We start from the raw sequence: 18,507 nt of genomic DNA, 5'->3' as shown, positions 1-18,507 counted from the left end.
AACACTTATGTTAATAGGCGTGTTGAGTTGCACGTTTCTGCGGAAGACTCACGCTCACACTAGAGTGTTTTTGGTCGCCCGGCCGTCCACTGCCTTACAACCGTGATGACATACGCGGCGGAAGTTGTAGGTCGAACGTGCGCCGGCGCGAGGCGCCAGTGCGAACCGTTCGCGCGATCCAGTGCGGCGAGGCTGCGATCCCGCCGGTTCCGGGCACCAGTCCAAGGGATACCCTGTCCCCATTGACGCTTTGCTACGCCAGCAGGAGTATGGGAGCTAGCGACGTGGCCATGCCGTCCAGCCCAGATGACGTTCAGTGGCTGCGCTACCTATGCGTCGGTGTGCGTTTCGGGGTTGGATCATGCAAAAGCAGCCTTCAACAGTAAATGGCCTTTGTAGTGAAACTGAGGTTGACGACGTTGAACGACGTTTCAGGTCGCTCGCGGACGCGCTACCGCATATCGTATGGACCGCTGAACCGGATGGTTCGATCGACTTCGTCAGCCAGCGCCTCAGAACCTATACAGGGCTCGATTCTTCCCAGGTCGAGGGATGGAACTGGACGTCCACGGTACACCCCGATGATGTGCATTTTGCGATCGCGAACTGGAAGCGCGCGCTCGCAAGCGGCGAAGAAACCGAAATGGAGGTGCGCATAAAAAGACAATCCGACGACACCTGGCGATGGCATCTCAATCGGACATCGCCGGTGAAAGACGCGCAGGGTCGTGTCATCAAGTGGGTTGGGACGGTCACCGACATCGATGACCAGAAGCAGGCGCTGGCCGCGGCCGACCGCGCCAACCGCGCGAAATCGGACTTCCTGTCCAGCATGAGCCACGAATTGCGCAGCCCGCTCAATGCGATTCTGGGCTTTGCCCAGCTCATGGCGTCCGAGTCGCCGCCTCCCACGCCCTCGCAACAGGCGAGCATCGATCAGATTCTGCGTGCGGGGTGGCACCTGCTGGCGTTGATCAACGAAGTGCTCGATCTGGCCAGGATTGAATCCGGGCAAGTGTCCATTTCGCCCGAACCGGTATCGTTGAGCGATACCTTGCGCGAATGTGAATCCATGATCGAGCCGCAGGCGCGGCAACGGGACATCATGGTGAGCTTTCCCTGCGTGGAGCCGCGCTGCCACGTCCGCGCCGACCGGACTCGCTTCAAGCAGATCCTGATTAATCTGCTCTCGAACGCGATCAAGTACAACCGCCCCTCGGGATCGGTGACCGTCGGTTACGACGCGACGCGCGTACCGGATCGGGTTCGCGTCAAAGTCAGCGACACAGGCTCGGGCTTGTCGCCGGATCAGTTAAGCCAACTCTTCCAGCCCTTCAACCGTCTGGGACAGGACACAGGCACTGAAGAGGGCACAGGCATCGGCCTCGTGGTGGCCAAGCGGTTGACGGAATTGATGGGCGGCGCGATCGGCGTCGAAAGCGCCGTGGGAAAAGGAAGCATCTTCTGGATCGAGCTCGATGCGGCGCCCGCTCCGGATATTGCGCCGACGGCTAGCGCATCACGCACCGTGCCCGCGAACGCAGTCCATGAGAGCGCGGCCGCCGCCGAGGCGCCCGTGCATACGGTGCTCTATATCGAGGACAATCCGGCCAATCTGAAACTCGTCGAGCAACTGTTGGCGAGGCACGCGGGCATCCAGATGCTCAGTGCCATGACGGGACAACTCGGTATCGAACTGGCAAGCAGTGCGCTGCCGCAGGTGATTGTGATGGACATCAATCTGCCCGACATCAGCGGCGTCGAGGCTCTGAGGATATTGCGCAAGAATCCCGCGACTGCGGAAATCCCGGTTATGGCCCTCAGTGCGAATGCGATGCCGCGCGACGTGGAGAAGGGGCTGAAGGCGGGCTTCTTTCGCTATTTAACGAAGCCGATCAGGATCGACCAGTTCATGGATGCGCTCGGCGAAGCCATCGCACTGGTGGAAAGCAAGAGCTAGTGGCATTCAGGTCATCTGGCACCGAACCATGATCGATTCCCTGGCGATCCTTAACGCGAAAATCCTGGTCGTCGACGACCTGGAAGTGAATGTCCTGCTGCTCGAGCAGATACTGCGCCGGGCGGGCTATGCTCACGTCACGTCGACTATGGATGGGGCTGCAGTGGGCGAGCTTCATCGGCACAACCGCTACGACCTGATTCTGCTCGATCTCCAGATGCCCGGGTTCGACGGCTTTCAGGTAATGGAGAGTCTCAAGTCGCTCGAAGTGGACAACTATCTTCCGGTCATCGCGATCACCGCCCAGCCGATGCATAAATTGCGCGCGCTGCAAACCGGCGCGAAGGATTTCATCAGCAAGCCGTTCGATCTGGCGGAGGTGCTGATGCGTGTCCATAACATGCTGGAGGTCCGCTTGCTGCACCGCGAGTCGCGCGAGTACGGCAAGGCGCTCGAGCAGAAGGTGCGGGAAGTGGAGGCGAGCCGCGAGCTGATTCGCCGCCAGAGCGACGAACTCAAAGGTCTGTATGCGAAGGTCGTCGCCGAGCAGAAAGTATCGGAGCGGCTGTTACGCAACATGCTGCCCCACCCGATTGCGGAGCGGTTGAAGGCCCACCTTCATGACATTGCCGACAGCAGCTTCCCGCAGGTGATTGCGGACCGCTTCCCGGAGGTGTCGGTCTTGTTCGCGGACATCGTCAACTTTACCGGCTTTTCGGCTGGCCTGAGCCCCGAGCAACTCGTCGAGATCCTCGGCGATATTTTCACGGAATTCGACACCATCGCCGACGCTCGCGGCCTCGAAAAGATCAAGACCATCGGAGACGCGTACATGGCGGCCGCCGGACTGCCTGCTCCGGTGGACGACCATGCGGCGCGCGCGGCGCACATGGCGCTCGACATGATCGATGCGATGGCCCGCTTCAACACGCTGCGGCGCTCCAACCTGCAGCTGCGAATCGGCATCAACAGCGGCGAAGTCGTGGCCGGCGTGATCGGCAAGCGCAAGTTCAGCTACGACTTGTGGGGCGTCGCGGTCAATCTGGCGAGCCGGATGGAGTCGCACGGCATGGCCGGGCGCGTGCAGGTGACGGCGGCCACTCGCGAGAGGCTGGGGGATCCTTTCGTGTTCGAGGTACGCGGCACGATTGCGGCAAAAGGCATCGGCGAACTCCAAACGTGGTTCCTGATCGGCAGAAACAGTACTTTTGAGAATTGAAGAGGCCAGGCGGCGCTGCCGCCGCGGCAAGATCTCCCGCGCGATCCATCCTTTGCCTTCCCTGCGCACGACAATATTCGAATTACTTCTTGAATTACACAACCGAATCCAAACAAGGCCGCGACTACAAACCGAACTCCGCTTTCATCATGCTAAGCGATCGGCTACGCGTCGTGTATAGCCCTTGGCGCCCCCGCTATAGCGATATAACGCGTCCTCGAGGTTTCCACCTGACGCGCTTATGTATTCTCGCAGATTTCGCGCTATGCGGATGATATCGTTGTTGGCTTCGAGTACGAAGCCGACGCGAGGCGCTTCTGGGACGCAATGCATTCGAGGTTGGAGGAGTTTGCGCTTGCGCTGCACCTGGACAAGACGAGGCTGCTGGACTTTCGCCGCTATGCAGCGGCTAACCGCCAAAGTCGTGGTCTTGGACGGCCGGAGACCTTCACCTTTCTGGGTTTTATTTTTATCTGCGGCAAGTCTCGTCGCGGTGCCTTCCAGCTTCAACGTAAGACCCGGGGCGACCGCATGCGGGAGAAACTCAAGAAGGTTAACAGCGACTGGATAGAAAAATGTCTGGCGCATGAACAGCGCGGTGTGCGGGCCGTGTATAACAAGGCCGAATATGCCGAGCAGAGGAGGATGATGCTCCAGGCATGGGCGGACATGCTGGACGCATTGCTGGCGAAGACCCCTGCAGCCAACGGTGCTGACCATTTGAGTCCTGCTGGATCTGACTCGACGCTGATCGCGTAGAACCCTGCGTGCATCTTCGGCGGAGCGAACCGTTTTCTGAGTAATGGCTTTCGCCGATGCGATTTCTAAACGACCCCGACACAAGCGCATGTGGCTAACGGGCTGGAGGAACAGCAGCCGGCAGTATTTCCGATACGGTGCAAAAGGACACGCATGCATGCGCCCGGTGTCGATCAAGCGACTTGATGTCCTGGGAACCCAGTCATCAAGTCAAGCGGCGCGCATCGCCGGTCGTGTTGCTGCTGGGGGAAACACATACCATAAGCCGTCATCGTGTCGGAAGAAAAATATCGCCAACGATCGACCAGGCTTGGTGGACTCAACACAGACACAGCGTCCTTCGCGATATACCTTGTCGCTGAGCTGGAAGCGCTTGATGCGAATCGGTGACGTGTCGGAGGGGGCAAGCCACTTGTCGATCAACCTGCGCAAACAATACCCATCGTAGTTCATCCTACTCTCCATGACCCGTCACTGCGACTCGACCACCTTGTGAGTCCGCGCCTTGGCGCATGCGGTACCGCCAAGGCGCGGGTGCTCCGATTGTCTTCGGGTAACTTGACTTCCGGGCGGGCGTCGGGCACCAAGTATTGGTCGATTGACTGATTTATACAGTCGCGCGACTGATACATCAAGGCCGTCAGCACCAGGAAAATCACCTATATCCCTGAAGAATAGAGCTTATATTTATGGGGGTCAGATCTTTACATGGTCGATTGACTGGTAATTATCAGTCGAGTGACATATTCTTCATGACAAGGTGGTTGCTCGCCATGGTGGCCAGGGTGAGGACCGATGAACTGACTGCGATCGCTCGGTCGAGGGAGGGTTGAGATTTGAGCGGTTGGACTGTCCGAAGCGCACACCGGCGGCAGCCGGCAAGAGGTCAAAGATGAGGGAACTGGCGATTGAACTGACAGAGGCTAAAGAGTTAGCCGACGAGCCAAAGCGCCGCGGCAACAGAACGACACGAATCCCCGAAATCGTGGAGGCCGCGATCAATGTGCTCGCGCAGTACGGTAACGTTGGCTTCGCTTTGCGCCGCGTGGCGAGCGATGTTGGGATCCACCTGGCGACCTTGCAGCACTACTTCCCGACCAGAGAAGACCTTTTGCGAGCGGCGTTGGAGGCGGTGGCAACACGATATCTGACGCTCTATGAAAGTGTTGTCGACGACGATGATCTATCGCCGGAGGCTCGGCTAGATGCCATCGCAGATATCGCCTTTGACGAGTTGGTCAAGCGTGGTACACACATTGCACCATTTTGCCTGGAAGTCTGGAGCATGGCCGAGCGCGAAGAATTTGCCCGAGACTTGATGGCAAGTTTCAACCGTCGATTCCAGGAGACGTTCGCCCGATTGCTGGCCAAGATCAATCGATCGCTTACACCCCGGGAGTGCGCGTTACGCGGTCGTCTGCTGTACTCCCATTTGGCCGGTTTAATCGTTTTAGTCCGGCCGGCACATGGCGCATCGTCAGACGATGAAACACTTCGCGCTGCGACGAAGGCTGTCTGGAGGGCGCTCAGCTGTGCTCCACAGTAGCGCGGCACGAGAAGGTAATACAACGTAAATGACCCACTAATGATGGGGGAGACACATGTACGCACCTATTCAACAATTATCGTCCGATCCACAAGGCTTCGAGCGTCTGACATCGCAGCGGCTGTGCGAGGCGTTTCACGGCGAGCGGTTGGAACTCGAGGCTTCCCAGAATCGATTTGAGCCGGTCGGAAAGATTACGAGTCGCCGATTGAGTAGCATTGAAATGCTGCGTTCCAAGGCGGCGACCTCCAGTCGTCCGTTCAGAATCCATCGGGATTCGAAAAGCAGCAGAGGAGGGCAGGACGAATTAATTCTAGTTGTCGTTCTGGCAAGTCAACTGTCATGTGAAATCGGGAATAGCTACTACGCTCTGGACGAGGGCGACATTGCGCTCATCGGCCCGGAGCACCCTAGCCGGATGGAGTTCTCAGCAGGCTTTGATGGGCTATGGGTACGTCTTCCGAAAATCGAATCACACATTAGACGCGTGATCTTTCAGGATGCCGTAGACAGAAAATTTGATAGCCGACACGGGATCATGCATGTCCTGTTGAGAACGCTGCTGACCACATACGAGTCGGCGAATTCGATTGCAGGGGATAGCGTCCCGTGGCTGGAGAGCAGTTTGCTGGATCTCATCGCGGCGGCGGTAAGCGCGAGTTCGATCGTGGCGAGAGAGGGGCATGCAACGACGTATAGTCGCGCGACTCTGCAGCGGATCAAGTCTTACATCGTCGCCAGGTTGCACGACGACACCCTTACCCCATCTTCCATCGCAAGCGCCATGGGCATAAGCGTTCGTCGCCTGAATGAACTCTTCGCTCAATGTCAGACGACGGTAACAGAGTGGATCATCGCGGAGCGGCTCGAGCGATGCAGAAATCGATTGCTTCTTAGGAGCCAGGTTAGGGAAACAATTTGTCAGGTTGCGTACGAAGAAGGATTCAAAAACATTAGCCACTTTAATCGAGCCTTCAAGAATCGATTTGGCGAAAGCCCAGGCCAACTGAGAGACCGTATCCGCTGCGAAAGCCTTCCGTCAGTCGACGCCGAAAGGGGCGTCCAGCTGGAAGTCATGTGAACATCTGTGTGCCCGTGCCCGTGCCCGTGCCCGTGCCCGTGCCAGCGCTGACGCGCCACGTTCCACTGCGCGAACGCGCTATCAACTAAAGTCCATCGCTCTCTGCGGTATGACGCTCGTCATGCCGTCACAACGGGCATCCCTCCCAACGTTTCCACTCTGCGGCCGGCAGCATCATCCATCGATGCTGTCGCGCGAAGCATCGCCATGTGATCCGCGGATGTCGCTGCCCGGCAAGCAAAGCTTTTCCGCGCTGTGAGCAAAGGTGGACCGTCCGTGAACGCCTATTGTTCCAGTAACGGAAATGCGCGCGACGCTCACACCAACGGCCGCATACCGCAATAAGAGCCGATGCTTCGCCATGGGCAACTATCTAGGAGACGCAAGTGCCTGATACCACCATTCAAGGCTATCCTGCCTCTGCGCTGTTCGACGAAGAGGCGGGGACGATCAGTCCGCTGGTCTACTCCGACCAGGGTATCTACGAGCAGGAACTGGACCGCATCTTCGGGCGGTCGTGGCTGTTCATCGCTCACGAGAAACATATTCCCAAGACCGGGGATTTCCTCTCCACGTACATGGCGGAGGATCCCGTCGTTGCAGTTCGGCAAAAGGACGGGTCGGTCGCCGTCATGCTCAATCAGTGCCGTCATCGCGGCATGAAGATTTGCCGTGCGGACCAGGGCAACGCGAAGGCATTCACATGCAGTTACCACGGTTGGGCCTATGGGATTGACGGCGCTCTCGTGAACGTCCCGTCAGAGGAGCACTACGGGCCGTGTTTCAACAAAGAAGAATGGCCTGCAAGGCGCGTCCCTCGAGTTGAAAGCTACAAGGGACTGATCTTCGCCAACTGGGACGAGCATGCACAATCGCTGAAAGAATCGCTTGGCGAAGCCGCGCTGTATCTGGACGCACTGCTCGATCGGTCGCCTGCCGGTACGGAGCCGATCGGCGGGATCTACAAGTGGGTCATCCCCTGCAACTGGAAGCTTGCCGCTGAGCAATTCGCCAGCGATATGCACCACGGGGTCATGTCGCATGTGTCTGTGCAAGTTGCGACAACACCGGAGTATGCGGGCAAAGAACTGCCGCTGCCGGGGCGTCAACTTTTATCGGACCAGGGGCATGGCACGGGCTTTTTCCTTGCCCCGGGCCTTCATGAAGACTGGATTGTGTCGCAGGCTGGCCAGCGCGAGCCGGGATACGATTCGGTGGCCCTTGCTCAGCGGCATGCCGCTCACAATGCTGGCGTGAGCGCGGTGACCGCGCAACACATGACCGTGTTTCCCACGTTCTCATTTTTCGGGGGCGTGCACAGCTGCCGCGTCTGGCATCCGCGTGGCCCTGGCGAAATCGAAGTCTGGGCGTTCTGTCTGGTCGACTCCGACGCTTCACCTGCCGAAAAGGAGCAACTCCGGCAAGCCACGTTGCGTACCTTCTCGCCCGCAGGAACATGGGAACAGGACGACGGCGAGAACTGGGTCGAGATCCAGCGCGTGCTGCGCGGACATCAGGCACGCCGTACCACCATGAGCGTTCAGATGGGTAAGGATATGAATCCCGCTGCGGATCCCGCGTTCCCCGGCACTGTCGAGGGCTGTTACAGCGAGGAGGCCGCACGGCGGCTCTATAGCCACTGGCTCAAGTTGATGTGTATTCCGACGCAAAACGATACGTGCGCCAAGGAGGCCGGCCATGGTTGCTAAGGAAATCGCCGCGACGCGCGCGAACGCAGTTTCGGCAGCAGAGCACTTCGCGATCGAACAGTTCCTCTTTCTCGAAGCCGAGCTTCTCGACGGCAGGAACATCGCGGAGTGGATCGAGCTGATGGCCGACGACCTCCGTTATGTGATGCCGATCCGCCGCAACGTGGGGCCGCGCGAGCGAAAACTGGAATGGACCAGTCCTGATGAACTCGCGTATTTCGACGAAAGCAAGGAAAACCTCAAGCTTCGTCTGCGCAAACTTCAATCGGGCGCCGCATGGGCCGAGGAGCCGCCGTCTCACACGCGGCATCTGATCACGAACGTACGCGCAAGCGCTGCTGGGCAGGGCGAATACCTCGTCCGCTCGAACTTCCTCGCCTATCGCAGCAGGTCGGAACGACAAACCGACTACCTGATCGGGGAACGCCATGATCGCCTGCGCTGCGTCGAGACGGACGCGGGATTTCAGATCGTCAGTCGGCGCATCTTGCTCGATCAGACGACGTTTCTCGCGAACAACCTCAGTTTCTTCCTTTGAGGGTGAGCGTAATGTCGTTTACGGATGTTTGCTCAGTATTGGACGTCCCGAGCGACGCCGGGCTGAGGATCGACGCTGGACCCGAGGCGGTCGCTGTGTTCAAGATCGACGGCGATTTCTACGCCATCGAGGACAAGTGTCCGCACGGCGACTGGTCCTTGTCTGACGGCTACCTGGATGGCGGGCTGATCGAGTGCAGCCTGCATATGGCGAAGTTCTGCGTGAAGACAGGGAAGGTCTGTGCGCCGCCGGCCATACGCGACGTCAAAGTGTTTCCGGTCAAGGTAGTGGGTGACCGGGTACTGATCGATCTTGAACCTGAGGCCGGCATATGAAACAGCCGCTTGCGATTGTCGGATCGGGCCTCGCCGGTGTACGCGCGGCGCAGACGCTTCGTGCCAATGGGTATAGCGACAGAATCATCCTGGTCGGCGAGGAGGCCCAGCACCCGTACGAGCGGCCTGCGTTATCCAAGGAAGCACTGTGCGGGGGCGCTCCGCCGGTGCTGTGCTCGACGGAAGACTTGAATGCGTTGGAGCTCGACTGGCGTCGAGGCGCGCGCGCGGTGTCGATTGACGCAGGCGTACTCGCGCTTGACGACGGCACGTCGGTGGCGACCGACGGCATTTTGCTGGCGACCGGCGCCCGGGCTCGCAAGGTCGACTTGCCCGGCGTGTCGTTGCCAGGCGTCTATACGCTACGTGCGCTGGGTGATGCGTTCGCGCTTCGAGACGCGCTAGCGGCGCAGAGCGAGATCGTCGTCATCGGTGGTGGCCTGATTGGGTGCGAGGTCGCGAGCACCGCGCGCAAGGCCGGGCATGCGGTAACTGTCGTCGAGTCTGGCGAGGAACTGATGGAGCGTGCGCTCGGGCGAATGATGGGCCATTGGGCGCGGGTTCAACTCGAGCAACTCGGTGTGGTTATTCATCGATCAGCGACGGTCGCTTCGATCGAAGGTCATACACGGGCGCAAGGCGTGAGATTGTCGAACGGCGCCTACTTGCCGGCTAACGTCGTTGTCTTGAGTGTGGGAGCCCAACCATGCGACGAACTCGCACAAGCCGCAGGCGCGGCGTGTATGCGCGGCGTGGTCGTCGATGCCGCGGGCCGCAGCACCATTCCCGGAATCTTCGCTGCCGGTGATGTTGCCTCGTGGCCGCTCGTAGAAGGCGGGCGCCGCTCTCTCGAGAGTTTTCTCAACAGCCAGGCGCAGGCGGCCGTCGCAGCATGCGCAATGATCGGGCGCGTGAACGAGCAGCCTCAGACCGCGCTCTCCTGGACCGAAATCGCCGGGCGAAAGATTCAACTTGCAGGCGATCTCACTGGCTCGGGAGGGATGGTTATTCGGGGCGATGAGACAGGCGCGTCCTTTTCCGTATTCCGTGTATCGAACGGACGGGTGGAAGGCGTTGCGACAGTCGACGCCCCGCGTGAATACGCGACGGCCAAACGGCTCGTTGAGTCGCGAATCGCGGTGCCGACCGATCTGCTGGCCGATCCCTCTACCGAGCTTCGCAGCTTGCTTAGCTACAAGGTGAACTAAATGAAAAAACTGGAAAACCAGGTCGTGCTGGTGACAGGCGGCGCATCTGGCTTGGGCCGCGCCATCGTCGAGCGGTTCGTTTCGGAAGGCGCGCGGGTGGGCGTGCTTGACCGCTCGGCTGATCGGATCGCCGAAATCCGCGCTGCACTCGGTGATGCTGTGATGAGCTTTCAGGGCGATGTTACGTCGTATGAGGACAATCTTCGCGCAGTGAATGGATTGGTCGCTCAGTTCGGCCGCCTGGATTGCGCGATCGGGAACGCCGGGATTTGGGATTTCAAGGTCGCACTGGTCGATCTCGCCGAAGACAAGCTCTCTTCGGCGTTCGAGGAATTGTTCGCCGTGAACGTGAAGGGCTATCTTCTGCTCGCCAAGGCCGCTTTGAAAGCGCTGGCCGAAAGTCGCGGGAGTCTGATCTTTACGGCATCGAACGCGTCGTTTCAGTCGGACGGTGGCGGGGTCCTCTACACAGCCAGCAAGCACGCAATTCGCGGCATCGTTACGCAACTCGCTTTCGAATTGGCGCCGTTCGTCCGCGTCAACGCCGTTGCCCCGGGGGGAATGATCACGAACCTCAGCGGCGTGAAGTCGCTCGGACTCTCGGATGCCACGATTCCGGCGGAGCCGTTCGTCGAAATGGCTCGCCATGTGGTGCCGATCGGTCATCTGCCGACTCCGGCCGACTACACCGGCGCCTATGTTTTCTTCGCATCACGCGAAGACAACGTGCCGGCGACCGGAACGGTCCTGAGACACGACGGCGGGTTAGCCGTTCAAGGATTTATCGATAGCCGCGGCGGAGCCGGGTTGCTCGAAAAACTTTCAATCAATCAGGAGACAGTCGCATGAAGGTGCAATCGTTGGGTTATATCGGAATCGACGCTTCCGACTTATCCGCCTGGAAACGTTACGCGACCGAATTCCTGGGCTTGATGCCTGGAGAAAACAGCGCGTCCGGTGATCGCTATCGTATCGATAACCGTCTCTGGCGGATTTCGGTTGAACAAGGTGAACGCGATGACATCGCCTATGCAGGGTTCGAACTGGAAGGGCCGGAAGCCCTCGCGCGAATGGCCGGGCACCTGCAGGACCTGGGGTACAGCGTCGAAAGCGATTCCGGCGAGCTCGCGCGCAGCCGGCAGGTGCGCGGGCTAGCACGTTGCGCCGATCCGTGCGGCATGCAAGTGGAACTGTACTGGGGCGCGACCGAACGCGGCGAAGCACCGTTCCGATCGGCTGTGGTCGACGGTTTCGAAACCGGCGACCAGGGGCTTGGGCATATCGTGCTGCTTGTTCCTGACGTCAAAGCAGCGCTCAAATTCTACTGCCAGGGATTGGGCTTCAAACTGTCCGACATCATCACGATGCCGATCGGTCCCGACCACACGCTCGAACTGCATTTCCTTCACTGCAACCCGCGGCATCACACGTTGGCTTTCGCCGAAATGCCTGCCCCAAAGCGCCTGCAGCACTTCATGTTGCAGGTGCCGTCGATCGACGACGTCGGCTTCGCGCTCGATCGCGCAAAGCAGCAGAGCGTTCCGGTCACGATGACGTTGGGTCGCCACACCAACGACCAGATGGTCTCCTTTTACGCGAGAACGCCGTCTGGGTTTGAAGTCGAATACGGCGCGGGAGCGGTAAGCGTCGACGAGTCGTGGACGGTGGTGAGTCACGATCGGATCAGCCTGTGGGGCCATCAGCGTACCGGCCAGTGAGATTGGGAGAACAACATGAGTGAAGTGAATTTCCGCAGCGCGTTCGTCGAATTCGAAGGCACCCGAATCCACTACCAGGAGGCGGGTGAAGGTCCGGCTCTGATCATGCTGCAGGGATCGGGGCCGGGCGCGTCCGGTTGGTCGAACTATAGCCGGAATGCGCCGTTCTTCGCGCGCAGCCACCGTGTCATCGTGCCTGACCTCGCCGGGTGGGGCAAATCCGACATGAGGCCGATTGGCGTATCGATTCCTGGCTGGTGGGCGAACTCGATTCTCGGTCTCATGGAATCTTTGTCCATTGCGCAGGCTGACGTCATCGGCAATTCGCTCGGCGGAATGATTGCCCTGAAGATGGCCTTGACTGCTCCGGAACGTATCGGCCGCCTCGTGCTGATGGGGCCGGCCGGCGGCTTCCCGACGCTTGGCCAATGGCCCACGCCCGCGATCCGCACGTTGGCGACCGCTTATGAGGGCGATGGCATTACGGCGGAAAAGGTGAAGAGTTTCATCAGCGAGAGCCTGTTCGATCAATCCGCGATCACCGATGAACTGGTCAAGGGCAGACTTGAAGCGGCAATGGATCCGCGCATCATTGCGCAGCCGCCGATGCGCCTGGAGTCCGGACAACCGTTCGAAGAACTCTGGCGAGACCCGGGCCTTGCGACGCTGCCACACCAGACACTGATCATTTGGGGCAGAGAGGACCGCGTGGTTCCACTCGATACCGGAATGATCTATGTCAAGCGTATTCCCAATGCGCAACTCAACACCTTCCCGAAGTGCGGCCACTGGGCGCAATGGGAATGGGCGGATCGGTTCAATCGAGTCGTTTCGTCCTTCCTCTCGGAAGAGCGTTGACGGGCGCGAGAAGCGCAGGGCGGCTGAGGCGAATACGACGCCGATGATTGTTGAACCACGACCTAATAGAGATCTTCCATGGCAATGAGAGGCCGGATGATGAGCACGCCCCTGCTCATCTCTTCGATCATAAGGCGCGCGGCCCGATACAACGGCGGCGTCGAGATTGTTTCGCGCAGCAGCGATGGCGACATTCATCGCTATACCTATCGGGAGTGCGAGCTCCGCGCGCGCAAGCTGGCCCAGGCGTTGGAGGCGCTCGACGTGCGACAAGGAGATCGCATCGGCACACTGGCGTGGAATAGCTATCGCCATCTGGAGCTTTACTACGCCGTGCCAGGTGCGGGTGCGATCTGCCATACCATCAATCCACGATTGTTTCCTGAGCAAATCGTCCATATCGTCAACGATGCCGAAGACACGTACGTGTGTTTCGACGCTCAGTTCTTGCCGCTCGTCGAGGAAATCGGAGGACGGTGCCCAAGAGTCAAGGCATGGATCATGATGGCCGGTCGCGAGGACATGCCCGCGGCTAGCAACGTTTCCTTGCTCTGCTACGAAGAATTGATCGGTGCGCAGGACGGAAATTACGAATGGCCGATGTTGGACGAGAACCTCGCATCGGGCCTTTGCTATACGTCCGGTACGACCGGCAACCCAAAGGGCGTGCTGTACTCGCATCGTTCGACGGTTCTGCATACGTACGCTTCCGCCTTGCCCGACTCGCTGAGTTGTTCGGCGTCGGAGGTCATCATGCCCGTGGTTCCCATGTTCCACGTGAATGCATGGGGGCTGCCGTATTCCGCGGCGCTCGTCGGCGCGAAGTTGGTGCTTCCGGGGTCCAGGCTCGACGGCGCTTCTCTCTACGAGCTGCTCGAGCGGGAGAAGGTTACGTTCTCCGCCGGCGTGCCGACTGTGTGGCTGGGTTTGCTCGAATACGTCCGGTCGAACAACCTCGCGTTCTCGACATTCCGTCGAACAGGTATCGGCGGGTCCGCCGTCTCCCGTTCGATTATTCGCACCTTCAAAGGATTGGCTGTCGACGTGGTTCATGGCTGGGGCATGACGGAGACTTCGCCGATGGGCACCAGCTGCACGCTGCGAGGTCAGCATGCCGCGCTTTCCGAATCCGAGCAAGAAAAGGTCCTCGAGAAGCAAGGTCCTGTGATTGCAGGCATAGACATCAAGATCGAAGATGGTGACGGTCACGAATTGCCCTGGGACGGCAAAGCGGCCGGCGACCTCTTCGTTCGTGGCCCGTGGGTGATCGATTCGTACTACGGCAACGACACGTCGCCGCTGCAGGATGGCTGGTTTCCAACTGGCGATGTGGCGACGATCGATGCGGATGGCTACATGCAGATCACCGACCGCAGCAAGGACGTCGTCAAATCCGGAGGTGAATGGATCTCGTCGATAGACATCGAGAACATCGCAGCGGCTCACTCGGCGGTGCATATGGCCGCGTGCATTGCCGTGCGCCATCCGAAATGGGGCGAGCGCCCATTACTGGTCGCGGTTAAAAAAGCCGGCGCGAATGTCAGTCGAGATGAATTGCTGCAGTTTTTTGAAGGAAAGGTTGCGAAGTGGTGGGTTCCGGACGATGTGGTTTTCGTCGATGCCATGCCCATGACCGCCACCGGGAAATTTCAAAAAGCCGCACTGCGAGAGCAGTTCAAGGAGTATCGATTGCCGACGGGCTGAATATCGAAGCTTATCGATGGAACACACCACCTATTTCAAGGCTGCGGAACGAACGGCAGTCCGCGCCGAAGATCCTGGTTCATGACGGTTGGACGTATGGCTAATTCATCTATTCTTCAGCAAGCTGCGGATGTCTTACACGAAGCCCGCAGTACGCGTATCCCGGTTTCCAGGATTTCGGAAAGGTTCGGGATCGAGAGTCTGCACGACGCGTATCGGGTAGCGGCGATCAACACGAACCGTGCTATCGACGCTGGGAAACGAATTTGCGGGAAGAAAGTTGGACTGACATCGGTTGCGGTCCAGCGACAACTCGGGGTCGATCAGCCAGATTTCGGCGTCCTGTTCAGGGATATGGAGTTTGTCAGCGGCGCAGACATTCCGGTCAGTAGCCTGATTCAGCCCAAGGCCGAGGGCGAGGTGGCATTTGTCATTGGTCGCGATCTGACCGAAGAGCTGAGCTGGGGCCGATTCCTGCAGGGAATCGAGTACGCGTTACCGGCGATCGAGATTGTCGACAGCGCGATCGAAAACTGGAGCATCACGCTCGTCGATACGGTGGCAGACAACGCCTCGTGTGGCCTTTATGTCCTCGGCACGGATCCGAAACGCATTTCCGATCTCGATCTCGCTACTTGCCAGATGCGCTTCCTGAAAGCGGACGAGCTGGTTTCGGAGGGGCATGGGGCCGCATGTCTGGGCCATCCGCTTCTTGCCGCCTGGTGGCTCGCCCAGACGATGCAACAACTCGGCGATCCGCTTCGCGCTGGCGATGTCGTGCTGTCGGGTGCGTTGGGGCCGATGTTCCCTATACGCAAAGGCGACGCATTGCAGTTGGAAGTCGACGGGCTAGGCAAAGTTTCCTGTATCGCCGCGTAGGCGATCGATTTAACGAGCGGGAGAATTCATGACAGGCAAGTTGAAAGTCGCGATCATCGGTTCGGGCAACATTGGCACCGATCTGATGATCAAAATCATGCGACACGGTGATCATCTCGAGATGGGTGCGATGGTCGGCATCGATGCCGCTTCCGACGGTCTCGCGCGTGCTGCACGTATGGGTGTCGCGACGACGCACGAAGGCGTCGAGGGGCTTACGCGCCTGCCGGTGTTTGGGGACATCGATATCGTCTTTGACGCTACGAGCGCGGCAGCGCATGTGAAGAACGACGCATTCTTGCGGCAGCTCAAGCCCAACGTTCGCATGATCGACCTGACGCCGGCCGCGATCGGCCCGTACTGCGTCCCGGTCGTGAATCTCGACGCACATGTCAATACGCTAAACGTCAACATGGTGACTTGCGGCGGCCAGGCGACTATTCCGATGGTGGCAGCGGTGTCGCGCGTCGCAAAAGTGCACTACGGCGAGATCATTGCCTCCATTTCGAGCAAATCCGCTGGGCCCGGCACGCGCGCGAACATCGACGAGTTCACGGAGACGACGTCCAAAGCGATCGAGCAGGTTGGCGGCGCGGCAAAGGGGAAAGCCATCATCATCCTCAATCCGGCCGATCCACCCCTCATCATGCGTGACACGGTTTATTGTCTGTCCGATTCGGCCGACGAAGAGGCCGTGGAGCGGTCGATCGAGGACATGGTCGCCGCCGTCAATCGCTATGTGCCCGGCTATCGCCTCAAGCAACGGGTGCAATTCGATCGGATAGAAGCCCATGTACCCTTGAACATCCCTGGTGTGGGCGCGCGTATGACAGGCCTCAAAACCTCGGTGTTTCTCGAGGTCGAGGGCGCCGCGCATTATCTCCCGTCCTACGCCGGCAATCTCGACATCATGACCTCCGCGGCGAAGGCTTGTGCTGAGCGCATGGCCGCCGAGATGGTCGCCCATGCTACGACCTAGGGGAAACACGGCATGACACTCGGCAAAAAACTGTACATCTCCGACGTGACGCTGCGAGACGGTTCGCATGCGATTCGTCATCAATACAGCGTGCAACAGGCGGCGGCGATTGCGAAAGCGCTCGACGAAGCCAAAGTCGATTCGATCGAGGTGGCGCATGGAGACGGGCTGCAAGGATCGAGTTTCAACTACGGATTCGGCGCTCATACCGATCTCGAATGGATAGCCGCGGTGGCGGAAACGGTCAAGCACGCGAAGGTCGCGACATTGCTGCTTCCCGGCATCGGCACGATTCACGATTTGCGCAACGCCTATGATGCTGGCGCTCGTATTGTCCGAGTAGCCACCCATTGCACCGAGGCCGACATCTCCAAACAGCACATCGAGTACGCGCGAGAGCTCGGGATGGAGGCGGTGGGCTTCCTCATGATGAGCCACATGACCACCCCGCGCGACCTTGCACAGCAGGCGAAGCTCATGGAGAGCTACGGGGCGACGTGTTGTTACGTCGTCGATTCCGGCGGCGCATTGGGAATGAATGACGTACGCGAGCGGTTTCGCGCCTTCAAGGACGTATTGAAGCCGGAGACCGAGACAGGCATTCACGCGCATCACAATTTGAGCCTTGGCGTTGCTAACAGCATCGTCGCCGTCGAGGAAGGCTGCGACCGCATCGATGCGAGCCTTGCCGGCATGGGCGCCGGTGCGGGAAACGCGCCGCTCGAAGTGTTTATCGCCGCGGCCGAACGGCTCGGCTGGAACCACGGCTGTGATCTCTATAGCTTGATGGATGCTGCCGATGATCTGGTTCGTCCGCTCCAGGACCGGCCCGTTCGTGTCGATCGCGAAACGCTGGCGCTGGGTTATGCGGGCGTCTATTCGAGCTTCCTTCGTCACTCCGAAAGCGCCGCTCGGAAATACGGATTGAAGACCGTCGACATCCTTGTCGAACTGGGGCGACGCCGCATGGTTGGCGGGCAGGAGGACATGATCGTCGACGTGGCGCTCGATCTTCTTCACGCTCAGCAGTCGTAGGAAACCTGGTGGTCCAAGGATAGCGGATCGGTCAAGCGAGAGATTTTCAATCGGCAAAAATAATCGGCGCAGTAAGTTATGTAATTAGTAATGCAAAATAAAGCTCGACAATTAGTGGCCATTGAGAGCCCAACCGGCGCCTTTCGGGACTGAGGTCGCCGTAAAATGGAGGAGACGAAATATGAGGAAGCAACTGAATTCGATCGCGCTGGCGATTTCGATGTGCGGTATCACGGGTACGGCGTACGCACAGGAGGCGGGAAGCGTTGTCGTGACGGGTGGTGCGGCGTGGATCGACATGACGCTATCTAGTGCAGAGGAAGTAAAAAGCAGCTCCCAGTTCGGCACTTTCACTTCTCCTGGAACAGGCGCGGAAATTCATAACACCTTCACGGGAGAGTTTCTCGTAACTTACTTCGCAACCGAGCATATTGCGATCGAAGGAGCAGTGGGGATTCCGCCGAAATTGAATTTTTACGCCCATGGCGTTGTCGCCCCGCTTGGGCCGCAGGGGCCGTCAATGCCGGTCGGCGATCTCAAGCCATTGGTATCGGCTCGGGTGTGGGCGCCCACATTGTTCGTGAAGTACTACTTCGGACAGAAGGACAGTGTGTGGCGGCCATTCCTGGGTGTCGGAGTGAACTACACGTGGTTCAGCTCTGTCCAGCTTCATCCGGCATTTAGTGGGGCGCTCGGTCAGTTTGCCGGACCTGGAGGAAGGGCTGACGCATCGGCGAGTTCGTCGTGGAACCCCGCCTTTTCTGCGGGGGTGACCTATCGCCTCAACGACAGATGGTCAGTGTTGGGCTCGATTACCTACATTCCGCTAAAGACGACTGGAAGATTCAATGCAGTCAGCGCCAACGGAACCACCGTTTTGAGCAATACGTCGAGAATCACGGCCAATCCGATCATCGGCTTTGTTGGCGTTTCTTATCGATTTTGAGCAGCTGCTCGAGTCTGAATGGTATAGCGAAAC

General features: G+C 59.1%; 17 protein-coding genes and 1 pseudogene. 17 read left to right on the top strand and 1 reads right to left on the bottom strand.

The genetic code is table 11. The features are described 5' to 3' along the window. Nucleotides 1-361: 361 nt before the first annotated feature. The 3 genes and pseudogenes from BMI01S_RS24830 to BMI01S_RS44080 all read left to right on the top strand — a co-directional run. Entirely contained in the window at nucleotides 362-1,960 is a 1,599-nt protein-coding gene (locus BMI01S_RS24830; protein WP_036045760.1) for a PAS domain-containing hybrid sensor histidine kinase/response regulator, read from the top strand. Between the two features lie 28 nt (nucleotides 1,961-1,988). Further along, the gene (locus tag BMI01S_RS24825; protein WP_028231824.1) at nucleotides 1,989-3,179 is read left to right on the top strand and encodes an adenylate/guanylate cyclase domain-containing protein; all 1,191 of its coding nucleotides are present in this window, start codon (nucleotides 1,989-1,991) and stop codon (nucleotides 3,177-3,179) included. A gap of 555 nt (nucleotides 3,180-3,734) precedes the next feature. Further along, nucleotides 3,735-3,938, top strand: a pseudogene (locus tag BMI01S_RS44080) (site-specific integrase); the annotation flags it as partial. 210 nt (nucleotides 3,939-4,148) lie between these two features. On the opposite strand, the gene BMI01S_RS39320 reads toward BMI01S_RS44080, so the two are convergent. Next, entirely contained in the window at nucleotides 4,149-4,391 is a 243-nt protein-coding gene (locus tag BMI01S_RS39320) for a hypothetical protein (protein WP_081723494.1), read from the bottom strand. 439 nt (nucleotides 4,392-4,830) lie between these two features. Between BMI01S_RS39320 and BMI01S_RS24815 the strand changes: the two genes are divergently transcribed. The 14 genes from BMI01S_RS24815 (at nucleotide 4,831) to BMI01S_RS24750 (ending at nucleotide 18,474) form a co-directional block, all read left to right on the top strand. Further along, entirely contained in the window at nucleotides 4,831-5,484 is a 654-nt protein-coding gene (locus BMI01S_RS24815; protein ID WP_028231822.1) for a TetR/AcrR family transcriptional regulator, read from the top strand. 55 nt (nucleotides 5,485-5,539) lie between these two features. After that, entirely contained in the window at nucleotides 5,540-6,565 is a 1,026-nt protein-coding gene (locus BMI01S_RS24810; protein WP_028231821.1) for a helix-turn-helix domain-containing protein, read from the top strand. A 386-nt stretch (nucleotides 6,566-6,951) separates the two neighbouring features. After that, nucleotides 6,952-8,274: an aromatic ring-hydroxylating oxygenase subunit alpha gene (locus BMI01S_RS24805; protein ID WP_028231820.1), complete on the top strand. Its 1,323-nt coding sequence runs from the start codon at nucleotides 6,952-6,954 to the stop codon at nucleotides 8,272-8,274. After that, a complete protein-coding gene (locus BMI01S_RS24800) occupies nucleotides 8,264-8,812 on the top strand; it encodes an aromatic-ring-hydroxylating dioxygenase subunit beta (RefSeq protein WP_051381474.1) in 549 nt (182 codons plus the stop codon). Before BMI01S_RS24805 ends, BMI01S_RS24800 begins: the two co-directional genes overlap by 11 nt. 11 nt (nucleotides 8,813-8,823) lie before the next feature. After that, entirely contained in the window at nucleotides 8,824-9,147 is a 324-nt protein-coding gene (locus tag BMI01S_RS24795; protein WP_028231818.1) for a bifunctional 3-phenylpropionate/cinnamic acid dioxygenase ferredoxin subunit, read from the top strand. Next, on the top strand, nucleotides 9,144-10,355 hold the full coding sequence (locus BMI01S_RS24790) for an NAD(P)/FAD-dependent oxidoreductase (RefSeq protein WP_028231817.1): 1,212 nt from the start codon (nucleotides 9,144-9,146) through the stop codon (nucleotides 10,353-10,355). The genes BMI01S_RS24795 and BMI01S_RS24790 overlap by 4 nt, the downstream gene beginning before the upstream one ends. Continuing rightward, complete coding sequence (gene hcaB / locus BMI01S_RS24785) at nucleotides 10,356-11,204, top strand: 3-(cis-5,6-dihydroxycyclohexa-1,3-dien-1-yl)propanoate dehydrogenase (RefSeq protein WP_028231816.1); 849 nt, start codon at nucleotides 10,356-10,358, stop codon at nucleotides 11,202-11,204. Further along, nucleotides 11,201-12,073 (top strand): biphenyl-2,3-diol 1,2-dioxygenase, encoded by an 873-nt coding sequence (gene bphC / locus BMI01S_RS24780; protein ID WP_028231815.1) that lies wholly within the window; start codon nucleotides 11,201-11,203, stop codon nucleotides 12,071-12,073. Before hcaB ends, bphC begins: the two co-directional genes overlap by 4 nt. Before the next feature lie 15 nt (nucleotides 12,074-12,088). Beyond that, a complete protein-coding gene (locus BMI01S_RS24775; RefSeq protein WP_028231814.1) occupies nucleotides 12,089-12,931 on the top strand; it encodes an alpha/beta fold hydrolase in 843 nt (280 codons plus the stop codon). Nucleotides 12,932-13,009: 78 nt separating this feature from the next. Then, the gene (locus BMI01S_RS24770) at nucleotides 13,010-14,635 is read left to right on the top strand and encodes a 3-(methylthio)propionyl-CoA ligase (RefSeq protein WP_028231813.1); all 1,626 of its coding nucleotides are present in this window, start codon (nucleotides 13,010-13,012) and stop codon (nucleotides 14,633-14,635) included. 81 nt (nucleotides 14,636-14,716) lie between these two features. Continuing rightward, on the top strand, nucleotides 14,717-15,514 hold the full coding sequence (locus tag BMI01S_RS24765; RefSeq protein WP_244145395.1) for a 2-keto-4-pentenoate hydratase: 798 nt from the start codon (nucleotides 14,717-14,719) through the stop codon (nucleotides 15,512-15,514). A gap of 28 nt (nucleotides 15,515-15,542) precedes the next feature. Beyond that, the gene (locus BMI01S_RS24760) at nucleotides 15,543-16,493 is read left to right on the top strand and encodes an acetaldehyde dehydrogenase (acetylating) (RefSeq protein WP_028231811.1); all 951 of its coding nucleotides are present in this window, start codon (nucleotides 15,543-15,545) and stop codon (nucleotides 16,491-16,493) included. Nucleotides 16,494-16,505: 12 nt separating this feature from the next. Further along, nucleotides 16,506-17,528, top strand: coding sequence for a 4-hydroxy-2-oxovalerate aldolase (dmpG, locus tag BMI01S_RS24755; RefSeq protein ID WP_028231810.1), 1,023 nt, complete (start codon nucleotides 16,506-16,508; stop codon nucleotides 17,526-17,528). Nucleotides 17,529-17,709: 181 nt separating this feature from the next. Continuing rightward, nucleotides 17,710-18,474, top strand: coding sequence for an OmpW/AlkL family protein (locus tag BMI01S_RS24750; protein WP_028231809.1), 765 nt, complete (start codon nucleotides 17,710-17,712; stop codon nucleotides 18,472-18,474). The last annotated feature ends 33 nt before the right edge of the window (nucleotides 18,475-18,507 follow it).

Source organism: Paraburkholderia mimosarum LMG 23256 = NBRC 106338 (genome assembly GCF_000739815.1).
Lineage (GTDB): Bacteria > Pseudomonadota > Gammaproteobacteria > Burkholderiales > Burkholderiaceae > Paraburkholderia > Paraburkholderia mimosarum.
This window is presented reverse-complemented; position numbering and strand designations above follow the sequence as displayed.